This window comes from Flavimarina sp. Hel_I_48, assembly GCF_000733945.1.
Lineage (GTDB): Bacteria > Bacteroidota > Bacteroidia > Flavobacteriales > Flavobacteriaceae > Leeuwenhoekiella.
Map to the genome: position 1 here is coordinate 2,316,719 of NZ_JPOL01000002.1, position 26,638 is coordinate 2,343,356.

A 26,638-nucleotide genomic window follows, 5' to 3' on the forward strand; every position below is an offset into this window, starting at 1 on the left:
ATGCCAATTTTTGAGAGTGCCTCAACGTACTTTTTTCGGCTAGGGAAGCGAGAAAAAATGACCTAAACTCTGGAGAAAACCGATTTAAAAGCGACAAATCCAAAACCGAAGAAAAGCATGATATGAAAAAGGATGAGCCCAAAATCCTGAATTAAGAATGCACTATAAATGGCAAAGCCAAAGTAAGCGCAAAGCAAGAGTTCAAGAACCGTATTCAGTGGGATTTTGCGATTGATGTATTTATTGTTTTTTAAAGTGCTGAGATTAAATTTTGGGGTACGTATAAAATCTGATTTCTTTCCAAAATGCCCTTCCAGCACCGCCAGCGAATTGTGCACGCTAAAGCCCATCGCCACCGAAAAAAACGTAAAAAACATCCCGATATAGCTGATGAAATTCTTGAATCCGCCGCCATGTATGCGTTTGTAGGTGACCCAGTAACAACCAAAGAAAATCACCGTGCTAATGGCAAAAAACGCGATGATATTCAGGTAATTGCTGTACATGGGATTCGTATTTTTAATATATAAAACAGGCACACTGAGTATGGCCAGAATAAGTACGAGCAGGAACATACTACTATTGAGGAGGTGAAAAAAGCTATGGAATTTCGTCTTTAGGGAAATACTGGGATCTTTTAAAAGCCTTCCATACAATTTCTGAAAATTTTCGGCAGCGCCCTTGTTCCACCGGAATTGTTGCGATCGCGCGGCGCTTATCGCCATGGGAAGTTCTGCCGGGGTAACCACTTCTTCCAGATATTTAAACTCCCATTTTTTGAGTTGGGCGCGGTAGCTGAGGTCAAGATCTTCGGTGAGGGTGTCCCCGGCCCAGTTGCCGGCATCTTCTATGCAGGTTTTGCGCCATACACCCGCGGTACCGTTGAAATTGATAAAATGATGACCATAATTGCGCCCCACTTGTTCCAGCATAAAATGAAAATCCAGGGCAAAGGCCTGAATACGTGTTAAGATAGAAAAATCCCGGTTGAGGTGGCCCCAGCGCGTCTGTACGACGCCTACCTTATCATCTTTAAAATACGGAATTGTGTTGCGCAGCCAATCGGGTTTTGGTATGAAATCAGAGTCGAAGATGGCAATAAATTCGCCTTTTGCTGACTGTAATCCTTCTTTTAGCGCTCCGGCTTTAAAACCCTGGCGATCGGTGCGGGTGAGGTGTTTGATATCTAGCCCGGTTTGCTGTAGCTTTTGGATCTGAGCCCTGGTGGTTACAAGCGTTTCATCAGTAGAATCATCCAGGACCTGAATTTCCAGTTTATCTTTTGGATACTCGAGCAGGGCAATATTTTTGAGCAAGCGTTCGGTAACATACAACTCATTATATAAGGGGAGCTGAACGGTAACCGTAGGGATTTCTTCGGCTTTTTGAAAATCAAATTTGGGCGCGGTATCTTCTTTTTTCTTTGCTTTTAAATAATTGATGAGCAAATGTAGCTGTGCCAGGCTGTACACTAAAACGAGCGTCAGGGCCAGGGTATAAAGAATGATGATCGCGGTCTGCATTATTTAAAACTATACTTAAAGATCCAACCTAAAATTTTCACGCCGGCCAGAAAAGCACCTTTAAACGTGCCGGAAACTTTAGAAACGCCGATACGTTTGCGGTATTTTACCGGTATTTCTACATACGTAAAATCTCTTTTTAAGGCTTTCAATTGCATTTCTACCGTCCAGCCATAGGTTTTGTCCTGCATGTTGAGCGTCAGTAACTTATCATATTTTATGGCTCGGAACGGACCTAGATCAGTGAATTTTGAATTAAAAAAAACGCGCATTAAAAAGGTGGCCAGCGCGTTACCAAAGCGTTGTGGAAAGGTCATGCTTCCCGCTTCCCTCAAATTTTCCGCGCGAGCGCCAATCACAAGATCTATATTTTCTTCAACAATAGGTCCTATAAGTGCGGTCATTTCTTCAGGATAATCGCTGTAATCACCATCTAAAAACACGATAATATCTGGTTTTTTGGCCTTATTTGCCACATATTCCATTCCCTTCAAACAGGCATAACCATAGCCACGTTTGTTTTCGGTTAGTACCGTAGCACCTGCGGAAATGGCATTTGCCACGGTCTCATCCGTAGAATTGTTGCTGACAACAATAATTTCAGCTACAAAACCGGGAATATCACTAATTACCTTTGCTATGGAATCTGCTTCGTTAAAAGCCGGTATAATGACCTTGATGCAATACTCCATAGTTTAATTTCGAAATTGCCGATTGAGGTTGCAAAAGTCGGTATTGTTCTGTAAAAAGAAGGGTTTTGAGCAGATTTTATGCCCAAAAACAGTGGATTTTAGCTGAATATTGGCAATTTTAAATAGGTTGCCTATTGGTTGAAAAGTTCTCAAAAAGAAAACTTAACTCAGCGCCTATACTATGGGATTTAGTTTCCCTGATTTACATAATCCATCAAATCCACATCATTGCCCAGTAAAACCTCCCGGGAATTGATACGGTTTGAATACGTGTCATTTTCCAGTTTAAGTACGCCACGTGGACAAACAGCTGAGCAGATCCCGCAGCCCACACATGAGCTTCGTACGATGTTTTCACCCTTTTGTGCATACGCCCGTACATCAATCCCCATCTCGCAATAGGTGGAGCAATTTCCGCAGGAAATACACTGACCGCCGTTTGTGGTTATCCTGAATTTTGAAAACAAACGCTGCTGAAAGCCTAAAATCGCTGCCATGGGACAACCAAAACGGCACCAGACCCGGCTACCAAATATAGGGTAGAAGCCCACACCTATAACCCCGCTGAAAATTGACCCGATCACAAAACCGTAGGTAGATCGCAATTGATAGGCGTCAAAAAAGAAAAGCTGGCCAGAACCGTTGAAATAGGTGATAAACAAAATAGACATCACTACTACAAAATAACCTATAGCGCCATATTTTGCGTCTTTGGCCAGTTGCTTTCTTCGGAAAATCATCACCCAGCCGAAAACGAGGGTCAAAAGGGCGACCACAGACCACATAAATGCTTCTTTGCTCAACCACAAATTATCAAAAAACTGCGTCTGTGTTTCTGAAGAAATATTGAGTTTAGGACTGTTTGCAGCCTGGTTTATAAGTGTAGCCGCACCGCCTTGTTGAATTGTTTTAAGTGCCTGTACATTTTCGGCTTCAGAAATAATCGTGTATGGTATTTTTATAGCGCTACTGCTTTCTGGTGCAACTTGTTTTTTATCGTTTTGATTTATAATTACCACTGATTTGGCACTGGCTTCTTCCGCGGCAGCAATGCGTTCATTCAATGGTTTAGTGCCGCTGGCATTCATAAAGGCGACCTTGTCCTGCAAATTGCTCCATTGCGAGATCCCGGAAGATTCATTGCCTGCCAGATAGGAAAATACAACGGCAATCGTCATTACGGTCACAAAAACCACTACGCTGTGTACGACCCAGCGCTCAATTTTCCAGGCTGACTGACTTTTATCTGAAAGATGCCGGTAGGGATCCCCGGCAGTTTCCGCCAGGCCGCCGCAGCCGCAAACCCAGGAACAATACCAGCGTTTACCATATTTGTACGTAAGGATAGGAGTGATCACAAAGATGGAAAGTATGCCGAAAATCAGCATGAACAACCCAATATCACCCGCGCTTAAGAATTCGTCGATTTTATAACCTGCAAAAAGCTCGTAATTGAGCGGCCAGATGTTTTTAAGATCATAATACGGCTGGTTAAGACGCGCCAGAATCTCAGGAATTATGAATGCAAAACTCAATTGAAAAAACATAACAGAGCACGTACGCAAAATTTCATACCGACTGTGGCGGTATTTTAGGATAAATTTCACCCCAAAACTAAGTATGGCCAGCGTGTACAGCGTCCCGTAGACAAACCACTGGCTTGCGGGATTTCCACTTATGAATTTGCTTAGTGGGTCAAAAAGTCCCACCAGACCGGTATTATCGCCTTCAGTATTAAGACCCAAATACTGTGGAAACCAATACAGCGCAACATAAAAAAGGGTAAGCAGAATCCCTGTCGCCCAGCCAAGTACTCCTCGCGAGGTCATGCTCTTAAAGTAAACACCATCATTTTTAATGCCCGCGTGTTTGTTTAAATACAAGTCTGCGGCAAAAAGAATGGTTCCGCCGGCGATAAGTAAAAGTGCTGCACTTAGGAAAACGGTCTTATTGGGGAAATTGACATTAGCAAGGGCCAAAATCAATATAAATAAACCGATCAATCCAATGCCCACGGCCAACTTTTGACGCGTGGTAATAGCTTTTGGCGGTTCACCGGTAAGGGACATATCGCGGTTGAGGGTGCTCATAGGGATTTATTGTTATTGCAATTATTTTAATTCCTTTTTCAGGCTTTTAAGATCTGGTAGTCCTTGTTTATTTGTCAGATCGAGTGCGCGACGTCAGGAGCGTGTATCGAGATCGGTCTGGGTTGAAAAGCTTCTCGATACATCCCGAAAAAAAACCAGGATACTCGTAGTGACGTTTTTAGTTGTTCTCAAATTTTAAACAATTTCTTTTTTGGCAGTTTTTTGATATGCCCTCAAAATCTCTTTTTCGTAATGTTTGTAAAATTCAGGATCAAAATTCGCTGCTTTGAGGTTGTTAATAACAAAATCAACATCTTTTTCGGCAGTAAGCCAGCGATTAAAAACTTCATGCCGCATGCGTATTCCGAAGGTGTTTATTCCTAAAAATGCACCGGTTTCTTTGTTATAGGCGACCGTAATACATTTGGTGTCGTCCTCATGTTTCCAATGAAAATGAGCCTCATGTTCCGGTTTTGATTTTTCACTGAATACCCATCCATACGTCTGATATTCGATATCAAAGAATTTAGCCGAATTGAACCAGTGCCCGGGCTTGTATTCAAATGTTTTTCCGCAAAGGGTCTGGGCAAGAGCTTCGCCCATCATGCGGCCGGTGTACCATACCGCTTCTACCGGTTTTCTATTTCCTATAGCTTCTCGCTGCTGTGCACAATCGCCAATGGAATAAACATCCTTAATATTGGTCTCCAGCATGCGGTTGACCAGAACGCCTTTGTCTGTTTCAATGCCAGAGTCTTTTAAAAAGTCAATTTTTGGCTTAACGCCGGTGGCAATTCCCACGAGTTGGCATTCAATTTCTTCCCCAGCTTTAGTAAGTACGCCGCGAACACGACCATTTTCATCCCCCAGAATTTTATCAAGGTTGGTCTCGTGGCACAGATCAATCCCGTGGGAAAGAATGTGCCTGGAGATCATTGCCGCTTCGCCTTGAGGTAGCGTACCGCCCCAGAATGCATTTTCCCGAACGAGCATGGTCACGGCGATACCGCGGGTATGCAGCATTTCTGCAAGCTCCACGCCTATGAGTCCGCCGCCCACGATCACTGCGCGCTGACAAACTTCTTTATTTGGCGCGTTCTTTTCCAGCTTTTCAAGATCCTGTTTTGTAACAAGTCCCTGTACACCTTCTAACTCGAGACCTTCCCAGCCAAAAGTCTGCGTGGTAGAGCCGGAAGCAATGATTAATTTGTCATAGGCCAAAGTTGCGCCATCTGCAAAATGTAGGGTTTTTGAAGTGACATCAACCTGCTGCACATATCCACTTTTACGTTCCAGAAGGTTTTTATCCCAAAAGTGTTCTTCGTAAGGTTCAATATCCTTCCAGCGCATGTGACCCATATACACATACATTAACGCCGTACGTGAAAAAAACGCATCACTTTCCGCAGAGATCAGCGTAATTTTTTTGTCGGAATTTTTACGGATATGCCGTGCAGCGGTAACGCCCGCAATGCCATTACCTATGATAACAATATGTTCCATACTGGGGAGTGCTTGCTTTTATGGTCGGTTTTAAAGATAGGAACTAATGGGCTTTATTTAATTTATAAGCACTCTAAATATGTTGTGGCATTATACTTGGTTTTATGTAACTGGAAAAATGCCATTTTACGGCTCTCTTATCTACTGGCTCATTTAAAATAGTGCTTTATGAAAATGTTGATGTTAAGTTTTTTACTGGTTTGGAACAGTACTGTTTTTAGTCAGGAAACAGCCTTTTTTGATGCGGCGAATACTGTTTTTGTCACCTATGTTTCTGATGGAAAAGTAGATTATGCCGAAATAAAAAAGAATCCCGAAACGCTCAATAAAGCGTTGAGTCTCGCCGCAGAAAGCAGGGTTACCCCTCAAAATACGGAAGTTTATAAAGCTTTTTGGATAAACGCTTATAACCTCGCGGTCATTAAAGGGATTGTAGAGACTTACCCTATCAATTCCCCACTGGACAAAAAAGGTTTTTTTGATGAAATTACCTATGATCTTGGCGGTCAGAAAATAACATTGAACGCCATTGAAAATGAATTTTTACGGGCAACATTCCCTCAGGAAGCGCGCTTTCATTTTGCATTGGTCTGTGCCGGTTTAAGTTGTCCGCCATTGATTGACCAGGCGTATTATCCAGATACGCTGAAGAACCGGTTGCAAAAACAGACTATAGCTGCCCTCAATGATCCCAATTTTATAAAGGTAAAAGGCAAAAAAGTAGCCGTTAGCATGATTTTTAAATGGTATGCAGCAGATTTTGAAAGACAGGGCGGTGTACTCTCCTTTATCAATAACTTCAAGACTAAAAAATTACCAGAAGATGCCGTTATGAGTTTCTACGACTACGATTGGGCGCTAAACGAACAGAAATAAACCTCAAAAACGCTCTAAAAACACGCCTATTTAGGCTGTTTTTTGATTGTTTTAGGCGTATTTTGACTTTATGAAATACAGCTACTTTGGATTTCTGATCGTTTTACTTCTTTCCGCCTGCCAGGCGCAAGAGGTTTCTACCACCCCTAAAATAAATGGTGTGAGCTATGTTGCCTCCCGCGATATTGTGGAGGAAAATCATTTGCAGCCACTCGTAGACCTGGGTGTAAATTTTGCCGCTGTGATGCCTTTCGCCTTTATGCGGAGCACAGAGGAGCCCCGGCTTATATTTAACGGTGAGCACCAGTGGTATGGCGAGACCTATGGCGGTGCAGGTGATTTTATCCAACTTCTGCACAAAAAGAACATACAAGTAATGCTAAAGCCCCATATATGGATAGGCCGCGAAACCTTTACCGGTGATATGCTCTTAGATTCTGAAGAAGATTGGAAGCAATTTGAAACCGATTATGAACGCTATATTTTGCTTTATGCAAAACTTGCTCAGGAAAATAAAGTAGCGGTTTTTTGTATGGGCACGGAGTTGTTTAATTTCGTCAATGCCCGCACCGTATTCTGGGAGCAGCTAATTGTAAAGGTCAAGAAGATATATACGGGCCACCTTACCTATGCCGAAAACTGGGATAAAGTTGGAGCAAATCCGTTATGGGCATCACTGGATTTTATAGGCGTTGACGCTTATTTTCCGGTTTCAGAAGAGAAAACGCCAAGTGTAAAACAGGCCCGGTCTGGCTGGAAAGTGCATAAAAATAAACTCAGCGAACTTTCAGAGGATTTTGAAAAACCCATCCTTTTTACGGAATATGGCTATCGAAGCGTGGATTATGCCGGCCGTGAACCCTGGCTTACAGATCGCAGTACGGGCGGTGTAAATTTGCAGGGCCAGCTTAATCTTACGGAGGCGCTTTTTGATGAATTCTGGGATGAGCCCTGGTTTGCCGGTGGTTTTATCTGGAAATGGCACCACGACCATGAGAATTCCGGCGGAGCCGAAAACAATCGCTTTACCCCGCAAAATAAACCTGTGCAGGAGTTTTTGAAGAAGCGATTCAACTTAAATTGAGCCTTGTGGGGCTATTAAGGTTCCTAATTCGGGGTTTCTGACATCAAACTAAATCAATATATTATTCAATTCTCTCCGCGTTTTTATTGAGGTGGGGAATTTGCAAGCTAATTCTAATAGTTTTAGTAAATTCAAGAACAATCTCAATTTTTCATTTTAAACGCTTCAGTAAACGATAATTAAAACTCTTGGCAGCGTTAAAAATAACATCAGAAACTCTTTTTCCTCTATGCTAAGATCATTACCTATTTACCTCATTTTATTAATCCCGCTCTTAGGACTCGCCCAACAGAATGACAGCCTGCCAAAACCCATTATCCCTGCAGATAAAGCAGGGCTCTTAAAAAACATAGATTTTACTTTTGCGATGCGTATGGGGTTTCGCGCTTATACCTTTAGGGGAGGGGACAATTATTATAATGGATTACAGTTTCAAAATGGTTTTACAGCGCTGGGAATTTCAGGTAAACTGCATAAAAAGGTTTATTTTAAATTCAGGAATCGCTTCAACAATACCAGTGAGGTGCAAACCCTTGACCGGTTGGGCAGCAATATAGAACTGGCCTATATTGATGTAACGGCAAGCCCTAAGCTTAATCTTGTACTTGGTAAAATGTACGCTTTTTATGGCGGCTATGAATACGAGTTCAGCGCCCTGGATATATTGGAATACAATGACATTTACGGTAATGCCCTGGCATTTGTGACCGGTGCGGGAATTACCTATCAGGCTTTTGAGGATCATAAATTTGGATTTCAGGTACTGAATTCGCGTACCAAACTTTATGAGGATATTTATGGAGATGTTGTCGCAGAAAACATTCAAGAGCCAGACTGGCCGGTAGCGTTTGTGGGAAACTGGCGTGGAAGCTTTTTTGATGGAAAGCTTAGAACCATTTACAGTTTAAGCTACTCTAATGAAGTGCGAAGTAGGGGTACGACTTTTTTTACGCTTGGCCATAAATATCAGGATCGCAAACTTACCCTCATGTATGATTTTCATTACAGTAGTGAGCAAATTGACACCAAAGGAATTATTACATTAATTCAGGAAGAGGAAAATGTGGCCGAAAATGTCGCTTACGCCGAAAACTGGTTACGGGCAGAATACCGTTTTAGCCCAAAGTTTACCGGCTTATTGACCCTTATGAACAGTAACGCGTATGCAAATACCAAAACCAGCAACGATCATATAAGAACCAGCTACGGTATGATCCCTACCATTTATTACAGTCCCTTTAAAGATATTGATGTACGTTTTTATCTTGCCTATATAGGGCGGTATTATGATTATTCAGGTTACGCCACAGAAAATTTTAACGTGTCAGGTTATAATAAAAATGAAGTACGGATTGGGTTTATTGCGCCTTTCTTGTTGCTGTAAGGGATTAAATATAGTCGAACGAGTCATCGAAATTGGTTAAGATTAATTGTAAAATAATCTTATTTCAAAAGCGATCCTTGAATTGAAAAGGAACTTATTGTTGCGGCTAGGGATAGTGCGGAAGCAAGGAGAAGTTCAGTTTTCGTCTGCGCAAGCAGCTAAAAATTATTTTCAAGTTTCATTTTTTCTTCTCGAAAGATAAATCTATAAAATTTAGCGCCTTCATAAATATACACAGACCTTTCCAATATGTCTCAAATTCCGGATTATGCTTAGGTATTTTATTAACGAATGTTTTTACACTTCTATAATTTCAATCGAATCTGGTAAAACCGGTATTCTCTGATTTCCATCTTGATCAGTTTGAAACGCATTTGTATTAATCTTTCGATGAAAGGATGACATCGCTATTTTACCCCAAGGATGTTCAATATAGGTTTTGATATTACTTGGAATTAATGTGCATTTTAAAATTAGTGGAACTCCTAAATTTTGAATTTTAGCCTGCAATTTTTTATTGCGGCAAAGAGGCCGATAGACTTGTTCCCCTCCAATGTTTTTAAGTAATAAATCTGCTCCACCGTTTCTCAAACCTTCTTTAGTGAAGTTGAAAAAAATTCGATTGTCTCTAGCTTCTACATCTATTTCATCAAATCCGTTTTTCCAAGCACTTTTCATCTCTTCTATTTCGTCAACATTGAATTTGTTACCATAGTTTGTTAAGAAGTCCTTTCGAATTTCTTGCCCCGTTCTAGATAGAAGTCCATTCATTAGAATAAGTTTTGGGTCAGCCCGAGTGAAGTGGAATCCAATAATATAATTTTCACAACAGAATTGGTTAATATTATAGATCAATTCTTGTATTGCTATATTCCCGTCTAATTCTTCTAGAAACTCATAATCTAAAAACTCCTGTCTAAAAGCAGCTAATTTTTCGATGTAACTATTTGGAATACCTTCTAAACTTTCCAGATTTATAATGTTCATCGAAGGGGGGCAATTAAATATTATTAACGCAGAAGTGGGAATATTTTAGAAGAAATCTTCTAAAAAAGCAAAAATATTCTTTCACGAGCTAATAGCAGCTTCAATCTATTACTTAGGCTTTTTCAGACAAAAACCAGTTCAGTTACGCATCAATAAGTCCGCGGGAAATAACGATTTTTTGAATCTCAGAAGTACCTTCGTAAATCTGGGTGATTTTTGCATCGCGCATCAAGCGCTCCACGTGATATTCCTTGACGTAACCGTTACCGCCGTGCACCTGAACCGCTTCTACCGTAACATCCATTGCGACCTTGGAGGCATAAAGTTTTGCCATGGAACTTGCCATATCATAATTCTTGCCCTGATCTTTTTCCCATGCCGCTTTTAGCACAAGATGTCTTGCCGCTTCAATTTCAACATACATATCTGCAAGCTTAAAGGCAATGGCCTGGTGGTTGCAAATTTCTGTGCCAAAGGCTTTGCGTTCTTTTGAATATTTAAGCGCCATTTCATAAGCTCCGGAAGCGATGCCCAGCGCCTGTGCCGCGATACCTATACGGCCACCACTTAAGGTTTTCATCGCAAATTTGAATCCGAATCCGTCTTCTCCTATGCGGTTTTCTTTGGGGACTTTTACATCATTGAAAAGTAAAGAATGTGTGTCGCTCCCGCGTATGCCCAGTTTTTGTTCTTTGGGGCCAATTTCAAACCCTTCCCAACCCTTTTCTACGATAAATGCATTGATACCGCGGTGCTTTTTGTCACGGTCTGTCTGGGCGATAACCAGATAATAGTCGGCAGAACTGCCGTTTGTGATCCAGTTTTTTGTTCCGTTCAATATATAGTGATCCCCTTTGTCTATCGCGGTGGTTTTTTGGGAAGTCGCGTCACTACCGGCCTCTGGTTCACTCAGGCAAAAAGCGCCCAGTTTCTCACCGCTGGCAAGTTTAGTAAGGTATTTTTGCTTCTGATCTTCATTACCATATTCTGAAAGGCCATAACAAACCAGACTGTTGTTTACAGAAATAATAACTGATGCCGAGGCGTCAATTTTTGAAATTTCTTCCATAACCAGGGCATAGGAAATTGCATCCATGCCGCCGCCGCCATATTCTGTGGGGGTCATCATGCCCATAAAGCCCATTTGACCCATTTTTTGAATCAGTTCCTTGGGAAATGCCTGCTTTTCATCACGCTCTATTACACCGGGCAAAAGTTCGGTTTGAGCAAATTCGCGTGCTGCGTCGCGTATCATTTGATGTTCTTCGCTGAGACTAAAATCCATAAGAAAAGGGGTTATTTTATTATATATTCAAAAAACGATGCAAATATAGTGGTTTTATTCAATTTTTTTAATTATTCAATGTCCTTTTTAGGAATATGGAATTTGAAACTTTACTTTTATCTCATGAGATCTAAAGATATGACATCCTATTTAATTTTAGGCGTGATGAGCGGCACATCAGTAGATGGTATCGACTTTGCACTTGTACAATTTCAAAAAACCCAGTCCTGGGCATTTGAGATTGTAACTGCCCGTACCATTCCCTATCCTAAGGAATGGCAACAAAAACTGCGGGAAGCAGTTGATTTTGATGAAATAGCGCTGGAAAACCTTGATAATGAATACACTGAATTTTTGGCGAAAGCCACAAACACATTCATAAAAGACGAAAAGATAGCGCAAATTGACGCGATCGCCTCGCACGGCCATACCATTCTGCATCGTCCAGACCAGGGCATTACCTATCAAATTGGGAATAAAAAAGAACTGGCAAAACGTACGGAAAAGCTTGTGATCTGTGATTTTAGGGTACAGGATGTAAAACTGGGTGGCCAGGGCGCGCCGCTGGTGCCCATAGGCGATCAGTTGCTTTTTGGGGCGTATGATGCGTGCGTGAACATAGGCGGTTTTGCGAATATTTCCTATCTCAAAAATGATCAGCGTATTGCCTACGATATTTGCCCTACGAATATTGTACTGAATCATTACACGGAGAAATTAGGCCTGGATTACGATAAAGGCGGAAAGATCGCCTCAGGAGCAAAAATTGACCAAAAATTGCTCGAAAAGCTCAATAATCTGCCATTTTACGCCCTAAAACCACCAAAATCACTCGGGCTTGAATGGGTGAGGCAAGAAGTTTTTCCGTTACTGGAAGCGTCAAAACAAAAACCCGAGTTTATAATTGCCACGTTTACCGAACATATGGCACAGCAAATAGGTCAAGTCCTGTCACGTGCCAGCCAGAAAAATGCGGATTTTAAAGTGCTTATTACCGGCGGTGGCGCGTACAATACCCATTTAATAGAACGCTTAAAAGCGCTAACATCCTTAAAAATTACCGTCCCAGAACCTCAAATTGTAGAATTTAAGGAAGCGCTGGTTTTTGCATTTATGGGCGCGTTGCGCTTGAGAAATACGCATAATATTCTTAAAAGTGTAACGGGAGCAGAGAAAGATCACTGTTCAGGAGTTATTTTTACCCCCTAAATATATTCGAAAATTTAGCAAGAGGACGCTTAATGTTTATATTTGTCACCCTAGTTAAAACGATTGATGAGAGAATTACTACAACGTTACGAAGATAAAGAACCTGAAATTGTATTTCACTGGAAAGATCAGGAAACCGAAGCCGAAGGGTGGACCGTGATCAATTCCCTGCGTGGCGGTGCCGCCGGCGGTGGTACGCGCATGCGTAAGGGTCTGGATAAGAATGAAGTATTGTCGCTGGCAAAAACCATGGAAGTCAAATTTACTGTTTCTGGGCCACCTATTGGCGGGGCTAAAAGCGGTATCAATTTTGATCCGGCAGATCCCCGCAAAAAGGGTGTGTTGGAACGCTGGTATTCCGTCGTCTCGCCCTTATTAAAAAGTTATTACGGTACAGGTGGCGATCTCAACGTGGATGAAATTCATGAAGTGATCCCCATAACTGAAGAAAGTGGTGTATGGCACCCGCAGGAAGGGGTTTTCAATGGTCACTTCAAACCTACCGAAGCAGATAAGATCAACCGTATAGGCCAACTGCGGCAAGGGGTCATAAAAGTGCTGGAAAACCCAAAATATTCCCCAGACGTTAGCCGAAAATATACCGTGGCAGATATGATCACCGGTTATGGCGTTGCCGAAGCGGCTCGTCATTTTTATGATCTCTATGGAGGAAATATGGAAGGCAAACGCGCCATTGTTCAGGGATTTGGCAACGTGGGTTCTGCCGCTGCGTATTATCTGGCGCAGAACGGAGCTAAAATCGTGGGTATTATTGATGTGGCCGGCGGACTCATAAAAGAGGAAGGTTTTAGTTTTGAGGAAATAAAACAGCTTTTTCTCAGCAAAAAGGGGAATACCCTCAGTGCTAAGGACCTGATTCCTTTTGAGGAAATGAACGAACGGATATGGAGTCTTGAAGCCGAAATTTTTGCCCCCTGTGCCGCTTCTCGTTTAATAACACAGGATCAGATTGACAGCCTTATCAATACGGGGCTGGAAGTGATTTCCTGTGGGGCAAACGTGCCCTTTGCAGACAAGGAGATTTTCTTCGGTTCTATTATGGAGCAAACTGATGCGCGTACCGCGCTTATCCCAGATTTTATATCAAATTGTGGGATGGCCCGGGTTTTTGCTTATTTTATGGAGCGCCGTGTACAAATGACAGATGAGGCCATTTTTAACGATACCTCACTGACCATTAAAAATGCCATTAAAAAAACTTTTGAGAACAACAGTGATAAAAAGAATTTAAGCCGCACTGCTTTTGAAATTGCTTTGCAGCAACTTGTATAAATAACCATTAAACTAAAATTACCAACTATGTTTAAATATTTCCTTGGCAACAGCCCACGCTGGTTTAAGCTTACCATGATCACCTTTTTAATCTTTAACGTGGTCGCAATGTTTACTTTAGGACCGGTAGTGACAGCCTGGTGTTTTATAGGCGAATTCATATTTACCCTCGCGATGGCACTTAAATGCTATCCATTACAATCTGGTGGTATCCTGGCACTGGAGGCCCTGATATTAGGTCTTACCTCTCCAGAGGCGGCCTATCATGAAGTAGATCAAAACCTTGAAGTTGTGTTGCTTCTTGTATTTATGGTTGCCGGTATTTACTTCATGAAACCGATGCTTATGTTTATTTTCAGTAAGGTTTTTACGAAGATAAAGTCCAAGGTCGTGCTTTCCATGTTGTTTGTATTTCTGGCAGCACTACTTTCTGCATTTCTTGATGCGCTCACCGTAACTGCTGTACTTATTAGTGTGACCGTTGGTTTCTACGGTGTTTATCATAAAATCCATTCAGACGCCGATGCAGACTACGATCGTGATGCCATTCCTGACCGTGAAGAATTAAGCGGTGAAACACTTGATAAGTTCAGGAGTTTCCTGCGTAGTTTAATCATGCACGGTGTGGTAGGTACGGCTCTGGGTGGTGTTTGTACGCTTGTAGGTGAACCACAAAACCTGCTCATAGGTGAGAAAATGGGTTGGAACTTTGTGGAGTTCTTTGTTAGGATGTACCATATTACGATCCCGGTTTTAGTGGCCGGTTTGCTGACTACCTTTTTACTTGAAAAGTTTAAATTATTCGGTTTTGGGGAAAAACTTCCCGAAGTCGCGCGACGTATCATAGAAAGCTATACCGAAAAAGAAGATAAAAATCGAACGGATAAAGAGCGCTACGGACTTTACGTTCAGGGTATATCGGCGATATTGCTTGTTGCGAGTTTAGCACTTCACCTGGCGCCGGTTGGTTTTATCGGTTTGTTTTTAATTGTTGTTCAAACGGCTTTTATGGGTATTATCAAAGAACATAACCTGGGAGAGGCTTTTGAAGAGGCGCTTCCGTTTACGGGGCTTTTGGTCGTATTCTTTGTGATCGTTGCCATGATTCACGACCAGCATTTATTCACCCCTATAATTGATTATGTACTGGCCATGCCGCCATCATCGCAGCCTTCTATGTTTTACATTGCTAATGGAGTACTTTCTATGATCAGTGATAACGTATTTGTGGCTACGGTTTATATCAACGAGGTGCAGGCCGCTTTTGATAAAGGTTTAATAGACAGGGAGCAATATAATCACCTGGCAATTGCAATTAATACGGGTACTAACCTGCCGAGTGTCGCGACACCTAACGGTCAGGCCGCATTTTTGTTCCTGTTGACATCCTCTTTAGCACCATTGATCAATTTATCTTATGGTAAAATGGCAAAAATGGCATTCCCCTATACAATTGTTATGGGTGGTGTTGGGCTGCTGGGCGTATGGTATTTCCTATAATGACCACGAATTGCCCCAAATACCCATACTAGAGTATTTTTTTAAAGATAAATTATCAGTTCAGAAAATAATTAAACCCAAATATCTACGTTAACCACCTATCTAATCAATTATAACTATGCTATCACTTTTTGTGCAAGAGGGTGCAGAATCCCTGGATTCCCTTACTGCTGATGAAGAACCGGTCGAGAAGACCCTGTCTATTATAGACCTTTTGATGAGCGGTGGGCTTGCCGGGCAGATCATAATCCTGGTGCTTTTTATCCTTCTTTTTGTCGCTATCTATATCTATTTTGAACGGCTATTTGCCATTAAGGCGGCCTCACAAATAGATGGTAATTTTATGAACCAGATCAAGGATAATGTTTCCCACGGAAATATTGAGGCCGCAAAAATGCTTTGCGCGCAGCAAAACAGTCCCGTGTCCCGTCTTACCGCAAAAGGAATTTCCCGAATTGGAAGTCCGCTGGAAGATATCAATACGGCCATTGAAAATTCGGGCAAGCTAGAAGTTTACCGCCTGGAACAAAACGTGAGTGTACTTGCAACAATTGCCGGTGCTGCGCCCATGATTGGGTTTTTAGGAACCGTTATAGGGATGGTAATCGCCTTTCACCAGTTGGCCACCAGTAGCGGTCAGGCAGAAATGGGAACGCTCGCGGAAGGTATTTATACGGCCATGACCACGACCGTTGCCGGTCTTATCGTGGGAATTATCGCTTATATGGGCTATAACCACCTAGTTGTACGTACAGATAAGGTTGTGCACCAGATGGAAGCCAATGCCGTAGAATTCCTTGATTTACTAAACGAACCAGCATAATATGAACTTACGCGGAAGAAATAAAGTAAGCCCGGAGTTCAGTATGAGCTCCATGACCGATATCGTGTTCCTGCTGCTCATCTTTTTCCTGTTGACCTCACCGGCAATTACGCCAGACGCGCTGGATTTAATTCTGCCGAAGGCAAAAGGAAAGACAAGCAACAAGCAAAACCTTTCGGTAAGCATCACAAAAGATCTCGACTTTTTTGTGAATAAAGAGCGGGTGCCACAATCCAGCTTAGAAAGCTATATCACCAGCGAACTAAGCGGCGTTGAAGAACCCACGATTATTTTGCGCGCTGCCGAAGGTGTACCTATAGAAGAAGCGGTGAGCGTGATGGATATCGCCAATAGGAACAAGTACAAGATTGTTTTGGCCGTACGGCCGAATTAAAGAGGGCATAAAGGTTTTAAAAGCGGTAAAAAAACAGGTAAAAACCGATTGTTTTCCCTGTTTTTGAGGCAAAAAAGGCAATAAACTGGACAAATAATCTTAATACATCTCCTTGAGTTTTTTAGATACCGTACATAAACGCAAATCCTTTACGATAACAACCATAATCTATGCGTTGTTCATCCTGCTGCTCTTTTTTGTGGGCATGACCTACCTGGACCCACCGCCCGAAAGTGGGATCGCGATCAACTTTGGCACCAGTGATGTGGGGCAGGGAGCGGTACAGCCTAAAGCTGCCATAGCTTCCGCACCGCGGAACACCACGCCAGAGCCGGAACCCCAACCTCAAAAAACCACCGAAATCAAAGAAGAAGTGGTTACACAGGAAGTTAAGGATGCACCGGTAATTAAGGAAGAGCCCAAAAAAGAAGAAAAAAAACCAGTAGTAGAAAAACCGAAAGAAGAGCCCAAAAAACCGGTAGAAGAGGTCAAAAAACCAGATCCCAAGCCCGATAAATCCACCACTGATGCGCTTAGCAGCATTCTCAACGGACCTAAAAGTGAGGGTTCTGCCACCGGCGGTGAAGGCAATGATAGTAAAGCAGGCGATAAAGGGGATCCCAATGGCTCCATGGAAGCGTCAAGCTATTACGGTCAGGGAAAAGGCTTGGATGGGGACGGTAATTACCAGTTGGGCGGCCGCAAAGCCCTCAGCAAGCCCAAACGCGTTCAGGAATGCAATGAAGCCGGTATTGTTGTGGTAAGCATTGAAGTAGACCGCAACGGTGACGTAATCAAAGCCACTGCCGGTGTACGCGGTACCACAAACAATTCCAAGTGCCTGCTTGATCCCGCTAAAGCGGCTGCCCTGGCCACACGTTTCAATTCAGATAATGAGGCACCGTCCAGGCAGATAGGAAAAATTGTTTACAGATTCAGTCTTTCCGACTAATGGATTATCAGGAAACTTTAGAGTGGATGTTCGCACGTTTGCCCATGTATCAACGGCAGGGCGCTGCGGCTTTTAGAAAGGACCTGACCAATATAAAATTGCTTGATGCACATCTACAGCACCCTCACAAGTATTATAAAACCATTCATGTAGCCGGTACTAACGGCAAGGGAAGTACCAGTCATATGCTGGCCGCAGTATTGCAAGAGGCGGGCTATAAAACTGGTTTGTACACTTCGCCGCACTTAAAAGATTTTAGGGAACGCATCCGCGTAGATGGGACTATGGTTCCGCAGGACTATGTGGTCTCTTTTATTGCGGAACACAAAACATTTATTGAAAAACATTCGCTTTCCTTTTTTGAACTTACCGTGGGCATGGCCTTTGACTACTTTGCAAAAGTACAGGTAGATGTCGCCATCATTGAAGTAGGTCTGGGCGGAAGGCTGGATGCGACCAATATCATTACCCCTGAAATTTCGGTGATTACGAATATAGGTCTGGACCACACCGCATTTTTGGGCACAACCCTAAAGGAAATTGCCGGTGAAAAAGCAGGGATCATTAAACCCGGGGTTCCGGTAGTTGTGGGGGAAAAACAAGATGAGACAACCATTACCTTTATACAGAAAGCGGTGCGGGAGGGAAGCGAGATTTTTTTTGCTTCCGATTCCGATTTCCCCGAATACCCTTCAGATTTGAAAGGGGTGTATCAACAAAAAAATAAGAAAACCGTATTAAAAACCCTGGAAACCCTTCAGGGAAACGGTGCTTTTTTAATCAAGCCAGAGCATATTTCCGAAGGGATTAAAAACGCTGCCCAACGTACCGGCTTGCAGGGACGCTGGCAACAGCTGGGCAGCGCGCCAAATGTGTATTGCGATACCGGCCATAATAAAGAAGGCCTGGTTGAAGTTTTCAAGCAATTGCGCCAGGAGGTTTATGACAACTTACACATCGTACTCGGTGTGGTAAGTGATAAAGACCTGAACACGATTTTACCGTTATTCCCCAAAGAAGCCGTGTACTATTTTTGCAAACCCAACTTAGAACGGGGGTTAGATGCGGTAATTTTAAGCGAAAAAGCAGCCTTTTATAGCTTGAAAGGGGAAGTTTATGCTACTGTAGCGGAAGCTTATAAAACGGCATTAAAAAGGGCAAACAAAGAAGATCTGATATTTATAGGGGGAAGCACATTTGTGGTGGCAGAAATAATTTAAATTATTTTTCAAAAAGTGTTTTGTGATTCTAATATTTGATCTATATTTGCATCCGCTAAGACAGGAAATAACTACTGTTTAGCGAAGTTCATAACATATTGGGGCAATTAGCTCAGTTGGTTCAGAGCATCTCGTTTACACCGAGAGGGTCGGGGGTTCGAATCCCTCATTGCCCACCAAAAAAAAAAAAATACCGTAACTTTATTGTTACGGGATTTTTTGTTTTGGTACTAACCAGATTCTATTTTTGAAGCAGGATTATTCTTATCCTGTATCCCCATTTTTCTCATTTCCCAATATCTACTCAAAGTCCCAAAAAACGGCTTGAAAAACCTTTTTTTCGGCCAAATTGCGCTACTTTTTTTCTTGTCTTTTGGCGTTATAGCCCTTTATTTCTAAACTTATACATTGCTTTATTAGTTATTTTTCTAAGCTGTATGTATGCACCATTTCAAAATATTGATTTTTTTTTAAAGTAAGTGATTTTAATAGTTTTATGATTTACAGGGAACTAACAAGATAAATTTGTTAGATTCGTGTTTATAAACATTGTTAGCGGCTGGCAGTTTATTCGTTGTTCAATTTAAGAATTTCTTTAACTATATTATCAGCTATTCTAAAATCGGTTAATAATAATTTATCGATTAAAGGTTTTACTTTGTCAATCAATTCCATCTGTTTTGCTCGATGGATTACTCCAAGCGTTCCACTGATTTTAAAGTTTAACTTATTAGCCAACTTACGTGCTTTCAAATCGTCCAACAATAACAATACATCTTCATAATCACTGGCTAAAGCAATTGCGCTGGCCTCTCCTAAATCAACTTGAGTTTCTAAAAAGATTTGATATTTTTTATCGGATGCGGTTTTTATTTCGATCCAGTTCGGCACAGTTTCCCCGAACTCTTCTGCAATTTCGGGCGTTGTTACTAATTGGCCGTATACACTTTGAAGAAGATCTAATTCGCCAATTTTATGAAATAGTATAAGAGTACTTGTGTCAGAAATTACAATTTTAGGCATTGTTTATGTCAGAATGTAAATCTGTTTCCGATGTGCTAAAGATAGAAACTCCATATTTTCCGAGCATCTCTATAAATGCACGTTTGGACAAGCCTACAATTTTTGCCGCCTGACCAGCAGAAAGTTTAGCATCTTGGTATAATTTAGAAGCGATTATCATTGAAAGGTCGTAATCCTTTAAATCAACGCTATCGGGTATATTTAGCTGTAGTGTTCTCATTTTTATTAAACTTACTCAAATATAACTTTTCTAGACTGATTTTTAATGTTCAGAATGTATTTTTTGCTTGCCGCTAACGTTCTCGTATAACCGAAGTGGTGGAGTTAAATTACCGATTTTTTGATGTTTTTACCCAATTTTAGCGAATAAACAGCGGCTTTTGAAATCATCCCTTACCCACCATTTCTGTTATAATAGAAATAAACGTACTGGTACGTTTATTCATATGTTGTATGCCATTTTGAAATCCCGTTGGACACTTTTCTTGCAAGTTGTACGGGAAACAATGGAGCCGACCTGTCCTTTTCGGATATCAGTGCTCGACCCTGGGAGAGAACTGCATCAAGTAGTTGCGCCTGGCAGCGTGGAAAGCAGACTTTCCAAACGTTGACACGTAAAAACTACTTGAAGGACGGGAAAATTTCCGACATGGTCAAGTTTTCACGGACTTAATTGATGAAAAGGGCATTTCGGCGGTTCTTCTGCTCACCGGGCCACTGATCTTATCCGGGCATAAAATCAATGCCCCGGTGGAGGCCCGCAAAAAAGTGGCTCATTAAACGCTAGGGATTTCAAAACGGTTCACTTATATTTATTTAAGTTTTAGGGAAAAAACCTAAAAACTGAAATAAAAACGTCATACAACAGGCTATATAAATAATGGCCCAAGAGCAACCAACCCGTTAGGGGCCACTATTCATATAGCTGTCGTTAGCAAAAATTAAATAAATGATTGAAACAAGAGAGATTACTGATATCCAGAGAGATAAAATTCTAGCAATTGTTGAAAATCATTTCAATGATTTAAAGTCTAAAGAAATCGCACCTGCGAAGTTAACACGCACCCTTTCCGCTTTTTCAAATGCCGTTGGTGGAGATTTATATCTTGGAATACTCGAGAACGATAATAATGGAGTACAACATAGGCAATGGATAGGATTTTCTGATGAAGAAGAAGCAAATGGACATATCCAGATTTTTGAAGAGTTGTTTCCATTAGGAGATCAGTATTCTTATACCTTTTTGTCGCATCCAAATGAAAGTGGACTTATTCTTCACATTTCTGTCAAAAAGAATTTAGCAATTGTTAAGGCCTCTAATAAAGTCATATACAAAAGAAGATCTGCCCAAAACATTCCAGTAACAACTGAAGATGCAATAAAAAGACTAGAGCTTGATAAAGGAATTTCTTCTTTTGAAGACAACACAGTAAATGTTCCTCTTGATTTCGTAACTGACTCTTTCTCAATTTTCGAATTTATGGCAGAAGTGATTCCTACTGCAGAACCAGAGCCATGGTTGCGGAAACAGTTGCTTATACGAAATAATCTCCCCACAGTAGCCTCTGTAATGCTTTATTCAGACACTCCGCAAGCGGCTCTTCCAAAACAAAGTGGAATAAAAATATATCGTTATAAAACCAAGGCAGAAGAGGGCACTAGAGAAACTCTCGACTTTGTTCCTTTATCAATTGAAGGTCCGGCATACACTCAAGTATACGAAGCTGTCAAAACGACTAAGGATATCATAGAGAGAGGAAAAGTTTTAAAAGAAACGGGATTGGAGGAATTGGAATATCCAGAAAAGGCACTCCATGAAATCATTACCAATGCCGTGCTTCATAGAGATTATAGTATTGCCTCTGATATTCACATAAGAATATTTGACAATAGAGTTGAAGTAATAAGTCCAGGTTCTTTGCCAGGCCATGTGACAGTTGCTAATATTCTCGAAGAACAGTTTGCAAGAAATGGGAATATGGTTAGACTGATAAATAAATTCCCAAACCCACCTAATCAAGATGTTGGAGAAGGATTAAATACCGCTTTTAATGAGATTGCAGCGTTAAGACTAAAACGTCCAGAAATAATCGAATTAGATCATGGCGTTTTGGTTGTTATAAAACATGAAGCTCTTGCCTCTCCCGAAAAGATCATAATGGAATACTTAAATAAAAATGAAGAAATTCATAATAGTACTGCTAGAGAATTAACAGGTGTTCAGTCAGCAGATATTATTAAAACTCATTTTTATAGATTAAGAGAAAAAGGATTGATTGAAATGAATCCTGACCCTAAAAAGCGAGGACGAAACTCCACATGGATATTAAAAAAGTAAACTTTTGCTAACATTATATATGAAATCATAGCACCCTGCGGGATGCTACGCTTTATATACTAACCGTCGGAAATAATATCAACTGAACGTAAAAACGAACAATTGGATTAATGAAATATAGCATTCCAGATACAAGAGAATTGACAAAATCCGAAATTGAATTTCTGACTTATCTGTTTGGAAAAGAAAAATCGGAATGGACTAATCTAATCGGAAATCTGAAAGTTATTGCAAGATGTGGTTGCGGAAAATGTCTGACTATAATATTTGGAAAAGCATTTGACTCGGAAATTCAAAATGGGAATTTAATAATAGATTACGCTGGAAAAGGTAAAAACGGAGAATTAATTGGAATATCTGTATTCGGAACTGACCAAATGCTGACTGAATTGGAATTTTACTCAATAGATGGAGAATTTGAAATTACAGAAATGCCGAAAATTGAAACTCTGAAATCTATAAAGGAAAATCTAACTGAATAAAAAATACTATTGCCAACAAAGAACTGAGGTAAAAAACAACTCTTTTCCACATTAAATCTGAGACATATTTATCCTTGGCCAATAATCTATAATTACAGCATATCCCACTACGTCTGAATCCGCTCTGGGTTGCTAACGTCAGTTCTAACCTGAAAATTAAAGCATATTAACCCGTAATTGACGGTTATACGAGACCGTTGTAAAACATTTGAATGTAAAACAGCTAGTTGCTTCTAAAAGTAACAAACTAGAAATCCAATAAATGCTCTTTTTCTAATTTCTCTCTGGTCGATTTTATTAGTAGATCTCTTTCCTTAGTGATTTGCGATAAAAAAACATCATTAACATCGCTTTCCTTATCGTATTGCCCACTCCAGCAAACCATATCTAACATAAAGGGAAGCATATTGATTCCCTTTTTGGTAAGGCTGTATTTAATGCGTGATTTTTTGACCGTATCTTTTCCTTTACTAATGATACCTGTTTGTTCCAATTGTTTTAATCGGGCTCCTAAAACACTCGTAGAAATCTTTTCCCTTGATTCTAAAAATTCATTGTAGTGCCTTTTGTTATTGAACATTAAATCTCTAACAATTAGTAAAGACCACCTATCCCCAAAGTGTCCCAAAGCATAATTTATGGGGCAATGCGATTTTGTTTTCATCTATCAAATATAATAAACCGAACGTACTTTAACTTCGAAATTAAAAGTTAATTGCAATTTAACTTGCTTTTTAAAAGTTAAAATGTAATTTTGGCGCGAATAGAAAATATACTATATAAAGATGGAAAACAACATAACATCAAAAGGAGGATTAGACACATTAGTATTTTATAATATTGCCTTTGTCGTATCTAATATTGAAGATTCAATACAATGGTATACTGATACTTTAGGCTTTAAATTGATAATAAAACAAGCTATTCCAGTTCCAGAAGGAAAAATGGAAATGGCTTTTATGGAAGGCGCAGGTATGAAAATTGAAATGATTGAAAATTCAAATAACCAATTGATTGATTCCATTAGAAAAGATGCAAAAACTGATGCAGCACCTACAGTAATTGGTTCAAAGGCATTAGTATTTTATGTAGACGATTTAAATGCAACAACCAGGGAACTTGAAGATAAAGGAGTTAATTTTTTATGGAAAGAGCGCTATTTAGCAGGGGACAGCCTTCTTTGTACAATGATTTTAGATATTGATGATAACCGCATCAATATATTCCAAAGAAACACCATTGCCTAAATTACGCTGGGATCGGTTAGCATCAATCAAACTATCTTAGAATGGTAACTTGAATACTATACAAAATATAAAAGTGTTTTGTAATTCGATATGTAATTAATGGCTAGTTATAGCTACGTTACGAAAATCCTCGCGGATTTATTATTCTGTTTGTATTTGCTAAATTTAATGGCTTAAAGCACCATACTCATTTTAAGTATCAACGTTGCATTATTTAAAAAAATGACGAAAAAGCTAATACCTGTAATTTTGATATTTTTGACCTTTAGTTGTTCTAATATAAATCAAGTCGAAAACACGATCGAAAAATTGAAAAATCTACGATCGGAAAATGATAGTTTGCGTGAAATTGTGGCCGATATTGAAACTAAATATGTTTTTGATAGTATTTCTTTTAGGGAAATTTATGGAAAAGATAATACGTATGAACGAAACGCTGAATTCAACGTTGAATTATTAGTTGTTGGGTATAATCCAAATAAAAGCTATTTTGTGAAATTTGATAGCATCGTTGACGGAAAGAAAATAAATACAGATACTCTAAAACAGAAAAACGGGGGCTTTAAATATAAAACTAAACTAACCGAAAAAGAGAATGTTATCAGAATTGACATGAATGTTGAGAACGAATTCGGACAGAAGAAAATGGGAACGTTGCTCGAAACAATACGAACAAAGAACTAATGACAACACCGGTAACCGTTGCAAAAGCTTACATTAAAACAATAATCTTTTATTTCAGAATTTAGCAATACGACTTAGTGGTTTATTTGTCCTATTTCGAATATTTTTAAATGATCAAATAACTTGGAAATCACCCTATTTACATCCAATTTCTAGCTATTATTCGATGTTTTAGGCAGTTTTTTGTCTTTTTCCGAAGGATTATGTGAGCATTAGGGATTTTGTAATTTAGCGGTATTTCTAACCTTCCGTAGAAATTATAAGCTTTCTTACCAGTGCTTTTATCGTATTGCGTGAGATCAGTGTAGGTGTTCTTTTCCCTACTTTTTTAGTTCTTCCTGTGAATTTTAATTGTTTGATCTCCTTTCCCCACAATGACAAGGTCTGTTGATTTGAGAAATAATCCGGTTTCCACAATTCCCGGTATGTTTTGTAACATGATATTGAGAGTATCCAGATCGCTAAATTCATAAATATCAATATCTATGATCATGTTGTTTTGATCTGTCAGGTAGTCTGCATTGTTCTTTTTTCGAATTTCAGAATTCAGCCCCTGACCTTTTAATTCTTTGAGGATAGATGGCGTTGCAAAGGGAATGGTTTCAATGGGTAATTTAAATTTTCCCAGTTTTTCTACTTGTTTCGTAGAATCTGCTATGATGACATTATAAGCGGAATTGTGCGCGACGATTTTCTCTCGCAATAAGGCACCGCCGCCACCTTTTATCAAACGAAGTTGGGGATCAAACTCATCTGCCCCGTCAATATTGATGTCAATTTTATCAACCTCTTCCAGATCAACGAGCGGTATACCCAGTTTTTTGGCAAGATCATGGGTTGCTTCAGAAGATGGAACGCCTTTAATTCGAAGTCCGTTAGCAACCATTTTGCCAAGTTCTTCAATCATAAAGGCACTGGTGGACCCTGATCCCAAACCAACGATCATTCCGTTTTCTATAAGTTTGACGGCCTCCATAGCTGCTACCCGTTTTTCATTATCCAAATTCATGAAGATTGTTTTTGACTGTTACTTACAAAAGTAAGGTACATATAAATTAAATTGAATGCTTCATTTGAGCGCTGAATGTTATCTCTGATAAAATCAGTCAATACTGTTATTTTAGAAAATGGGAAGTCAATCCTTTTCAAGTTATTTATCAGAGTCAAATATAAAGGCTTTACTTCTGTTTTAACAAGTGATTACTTAATTAAGTATTTGGGATTTAAGAGCTGGAAATATTCGATCTAAAAATGGCATATGGACATAAAAAAAGCCAATTTCCGTAAGAAAATTGGCTTTTAATATAAATTTATTACTGAACGTTTTAGTTCAATCTGTCGTCAATTTCGGTAGTTGGCAAAAAGATCTGGATACCGAAGTTCAATCCCAGACTGTTCTGGTAAGTTGTGTTTCCACCACCCACAAGGCCATTGTACTTCAGAGAAGTTTCAAGCGCTACATTAGGCGTGATGAAATAAGAGTAACCTGGTCCAAAACCAAACGCAAATCCATTTGTAGTTGGCCCATCTTCAACATTCACACCAGCAATACCGGCATTACCTTCAAGGAAAAAACGACCTGAATTGAGCATGTTATCAATACCGGCTTCACCTGGGCTTAAATAATATCTTGAAAGCGCCTGAAAACCATATACTGTGGTTTTTGTCGCAATTCCGTTATTTTCAGCTGATTTTTGAAAACCTAAGTTGGCCACTGCTCCTAAAAGGAAATTATCATTTACGAAGTAACCCACTTTTGGGCTTAAACCTATGTTGTAACCAGCACCGTCATTCAGGCCAAAGTTGAACCCAAAAAGACCGTTGCTTCCCGTAGATGTGATTCCACTACCGATGTCACTTCCCAGCATCCAGGTTCCTTGTTCTAGTTGGGCATGGCTAACACCGTAAGCCCCGAAAATCAAAGCAAATGCAATTAAAATTTTTTTCATGTTAAGTTGAGTTTTTGTTTTACAGCTAAGTGCTGCAAATAAGTTGTTTTTATAATTTTAGTTGGGTAAAGTTAGAGTATTCCCAAAGCCGCTATATTTT

The 26,638-nt window shown here is 40.2% G+C and carries 25 protein-coding genes and 1 tRNA gene; 15 read left to right on the forward strand and 11 right to left on the reverse strand.

The window, feature by feature from the left end:
- Positions 1–62: 62 nt before the first annotated feature.
- The 4 genes from P162_RS10215 to P162_RS10230 form a co-directional block, all read right to left on the reverse strand.
- Positions 63–1,523: a cellulose synthase family protein gene (locus P162_RS10215; RefSeq protein ID WP_031427284.1), complete on the reverse strand. Its 1,461-nt coding sequence runs from the start codon at positions 1,521–1,523 to the stop codon at positions 63–65.
- Entirely contained in the window at positions 1,523–2,215 is a 693-nt protein-coding gene (locus P162_RS10220) for a glycosyltransferase family 2 protein (protein ID WP_031427286.1), read from the reverse strand. Before P162_RS10220 ends, P162_RS10215 begins: the two co-directional genes overlap by 1 nt.
- Positions 2,216–2,403: 188 nt before the next feature.
- Positions 2,404–4,305, reverse strand: coding sequence for a 4Fe-4S binding protein (locus tag P162_RS10225; RefSeq protein ID WP_035917010.1), 1,902 nt, complete (start codon positions 4,303–4,305; stop codon positions 2,404–2,406).
- Between the two features lie 195 nt (positions 4,306–4,500).
- Complete coding sequence (locus P162_RS10230) at positions 4,501–5,808, reverse strand: NAD(P)/FAD-dependent oxidoreductase (RefSeq protein ID WP_031427289.1); 1,308 nt, start codon at positions 5,806–5,808, stop codon at positions 4,501–4,503.
- A gap of 168 nt (positions 5,809–5,976) precedes the next feature.
- Here P162_RS10230 and P162_RS10235 point away from each other — a divergent pair, with 168 nt between their 5' ends.
- The 3 genes from P162_RS10235 (at position 5,977) to P162_RS10245 (ending at position 9,152) form a co-directional block, all read left to right on the forward strand.
- The gene (locus tag P162_RS10235; RefSeq protein ID WP_031427290.1) at positions 5,977–6,684 is read left to right on the forward strand and encodes a DUF547 domain-containing protein; all 708 of its coding nucleotides are present in this window, start codon (positions 5,977–5,979) and stop codon (positions 6,682–6,684) included.
- Between the two features lie 70 nt (positions 6,685–6,754).
- Positions 6,755–7,768: a glycoside hydrolase family 113 gene (locus tag P162_RS10240; RefSeq protein WP_031427291.1), complete on the forward strand. Its 1,014-nt coding sequence runs from the start codon at positions 6,755–6,757 to the stop codon at positions 7,766–7,768.
- 229 nt (positions 7,769–7,997) lie between these two features.
- Positions 7,998–9,152, forward strand: coding sequence for a porin (locus P162_RS10245; RefSeq protein ID WP_031427293.1), 1,155 nt, complete (start codon positions 7,998–8,000; stop codon positions 9,150–9,152).
- Between the two features lie 297 nt (positions 9,153–9,449).
- Here P162_RS10245 and P162_RS10250 read toward each other — a convergent pair whose 3' ends face one another.
- Both P162_RS10250 and P162_RS10255 read right to left on the reverse strand, forming a co-directional pair.
- A complete protein-coding gene (locus tag P162_RS10250; protein WP_031427294.1) occupies positions 9,450–10,139 on the reverse strand; it encodes a hypothetical protein in 690 nt (229 codons plus the stop codon).
- Between the two features lie 142 nt (positions 10,140–10,281).
- Entirely contained in the window at positions 10,282–11,424 is a 1,143-nt protein-coding gene (locus tag P162_RS10255) for an acyl-CoA dehydrogenase (protein WP_031427296.1), read from the reverse strand.
- A gap of 138 nt (positions 11,425–11,562) precedes the next feature.
- On the opposite strand from P162_RS10255, the gene P162_RS10260 reads away from it, so the two are divergent.
- The 8 genes from P162_RS10260 to P162_RS10295 all read left to right on the forward strand — a co-directional run bounded on the left by P162_RS10260 (position 11,563) and on the right by P162_RS10295 (position 18,994).
- The gene (locus P162_RS10260; RefSeq protein WP_031427297.1) at positions 11,563–12,633 is read left to right on the forward strand and encodes an anhydro-N-acetylmuramic acid kinase; all 1,071 of its coding nucleotides are present in this window, start codon (positions 11,563–11,565) and stop codon (positions 12,631–12,633) included.
- 66 nt (positions 12,634–12,699) lie between these two features.
- Positions 12,700–13,926, forward strand: a complete 1,227-nt coding sequence (locus P162_RS10265) for a Glu/Leu/Phe/Val dehydrogenase dimerization domain-containing protein (protein ID WP_031427299.1) — start codon at positions 12,700–12,702, stop codon at positions 13,924–13,926.
- A gap of 27 nt (positions 13,927–13,953) precedes the next feature.
- Positions 13,954–15,426, forward strand: coding sequence for a sodium/proton antiporter NhaB (gene nhaB, locus P162_RS10270; protein ID WP_031427300.1), 1,473 nt, complete (start codon positions 13,954–13,956; stop codon positions 15,424–15,426).
- 118 nt (positions 15,427–15,544) lie between these two features.
- A complete protein-coding gene (locus P162_RS10275) occupies positions 15,545–16,249 on the forward strand; it encodes a MotA/TolQ/ExbB proton channel family protein (protein ID WP_031427302.1) in 705 nt (234 codons plus the stop codon).
- A 1-nt stretch (position 16,250) separates the two neighbouring features.
- Positions 16,251–16,643 carry an ExbD/TolR family protein gene (locus tag P162_RS10280; protein WP_031427303.1) on the forward strand — a complete coding sequence of 131 codons (393 nt, stop codon included), beginning with the start codon at positions 16,251–16,253 and terminating at the stop codon, positions 16,641–16,643.
- 112 nt (positions 16,644–16,755) lie between these two features.
- Positions 16,756–17,595 (forward strand): energy transducer TonB, encoded by an 840-nt coding sequence (locus tag P162_RS10285; RefSeq protein WP_031427305.1) that lies wholly within the window; start codon positions 16,756–16,758, stop codon positions 17,593–17,595.
- Entirely contained in the window at positions 17,595–18,815 is a 1,221-nt protein-coding gene (locus P162_RS10290; RefSeq protein WP_031427306.1) for a bifunctional folylpolyglutamate synthase/dihydrofolate synthase, read from the forward strand. Before P162_RS10285 ends, P162_RS10290 begins: the two co-directional genes overlap by 1 nt.
- Positions 18,816–18,916: 101 nt before the next feature.
- Positions 18,917–18,994: transfer RNA gene (locus tag P162_RS10295), tRNA-Val, on the forward strand.
- 388 nt (positions 18,995–19,382) lie between these two features.
- Here the strand turns inward: P162_RS10295 and P162_RS10300 are convergent.
- Positions 19,383–19,838 carry a DUF3368 domain-containing protein gene (locus P162_RS10300; RefSeq protein ID WP_031427307.1) on the reverse strand — a complete coding sequence of 152 codons (456 nt, stop codon included), beginning with the start codon at positions 19,836–19,838 and terminating at the stop codon, positions 19,383–19,385.
- Entirely contained in the window at positions 19,831–20,058 is a 228-nt protein-coding gene (locus tag P162_RS10305) for a UPF0175 family protein (RefSeq protein WP_031427309.1), read from the reverse strand. The genes P162_RS10300 and P162_RS10305 overlap by 8 nt, the downstream gene beginning before the upstream one ends.
- A 729-nt stretch (positions 20,059–20,787) precedes the next feature.
- On the opposite strand from P162_RS10305, the gene P162_RS10310 reads away from it, so the two are divergent.
- Positions 20,788–22,176, forward strand: coding sequence for an ATP-binding protein (locus P162_RS10310; RefSeq protein WP_051907856.1), 1,389 nt, complete (start codon positions 20,788–20,790; stop codon positions 22,174–22,176).
- Between the two features lie 110 nt (positions 22,177–22,286).
- Complete coding sequence (locus tag P162_RS10315; RefSeq protein ID WP_031427311.1) at positions 22,287–22,658, forward strand: hypothetical protein; 372 nt, start codon at positions 22,287–22,289, stop codon at positions 22,656–22,658.
- A gap of 247 nt (positions 22,659–22,905) precedes the next feature.
- Here the strand turns inward: P162_RS10315 and P162_RS10320 are convergent, their stop codons facing one another.
- Positions 22,906–23,322, reverse strand: coding sequence for a winged helix-turn-helix transcriptional regulator (locus P162_RS10320; RefSeq protein ID WP_031427313.1), 417 nt, complete (start codon positions 23,320–23,322; stop codon positions 22,906–22,908).
- A 121-nt stretch (positions 23,323–23,443) separates the two neighbouring features.
- Between P162_RS10320 and P162_RS10325 the strand changes: the two genes are divergently transcribed.
- The gene (locus P162_RS10325) at positions 23,444–23,905 is read left to right on the forward strand and encodes a VOC family protein (protein WP_031427314.1); all 462 of its coding nucleotides are present in this window, start codon (positions 23,444–23,446) and stop codon (positions 23,903–23,905) included.
- Between the two features lie 222 nt (positions 23,906–24,127).
- Positions 24,128–24,589, forward strand: coding sequence for a hypothetical protein (locus P162_RS10330; protein WP_241077757.1), 462 nt, complete (start codon positions 24,128–24,130; stop codon positions 24,587–24,589).
- Between the two features lie 328 nt (positions 24,590–24,917).
- Here P162_RS10330 and rpiA read toward each other — a convergent pair whose 3' ends face one another.
- Together rpiA and P162_RS10340 are read right to left on the reverse strand one after the other, a co-directional pair.
- Entirely contained in the window at positions 24,918–25,598 is a 681-nt protein-coding gene (gene rpiA / locus P162_RS10335; protein WP_031427316.1) for a ribose-5-phosphate isomerase RpiA, read from the reverse strand.
- 316 nt (positions 25,599–25,914) lie between these two features.
- Complete coding sequence (locus P162_RS10340) at positions 25,915–26,538, reverse strand: hypothetical protein (protein WP_031427318.1); 624 nt, start codon at positions 26,536–26,538, stop codon at positions 25,915–25,917.
- Between the last annotated feature and the right edge of the window lie 100 nt (positions 26,539–26,638).